The sequence below is a fragment of the Tritonibacter sp. SIMBA_163 genome, assembly GCF_046535935.1.
Lineage (GTDB): Bacteria > Pseudomonadota > Alphaproteobacteria > Rhodobacterales > Rhodobacteraceae > Epibacterium > Epibacterium scottomollicae.
Genome location: NZ_JAWJBP010001028.1, coordinates 1 through 247, shown reverse-complemented (window position 1 = coordinate 247; position 247 = coordinate 1). Strand labels below are relative to the sequence as shown.

At 54.7% G+C, this 247-nt stretch carries 1 protein-coding gene; it reads right to left on the bottom strand.

The window, feature by feature from the left end:
* On the bottom strand, nucleotides 1-247 hold a 247-nt coding region (locus R0J92_RS25455; RefSeq protein ID WP_411053736.1), incomplete at both ends, for a hypothetical protein.

Sequence of the window (247 nt, the reverse complement as noted above, 5' to 3'; positions counted from 1 at the left end):
CTACCGGTTGCAGGCCGTAAAACGCCGCTTCGCCGCTCATTGCCGCACTGGCGGCTTCTACGGCATCTGCGCCGTACATGCGAACAAACGCATTCAGATATTGCAGCGGCTGGCGATCTTCTTCCTGTGCCAGTAATAACAACGTTTGCAGGCAGCGATAATAGTTGGCGCGTTCCGGACTAAATACTGATGAGTTAAACTCCATCGTCCATTCGGTCCAGACCAGAGCCTGTTCCAGATCGCCACC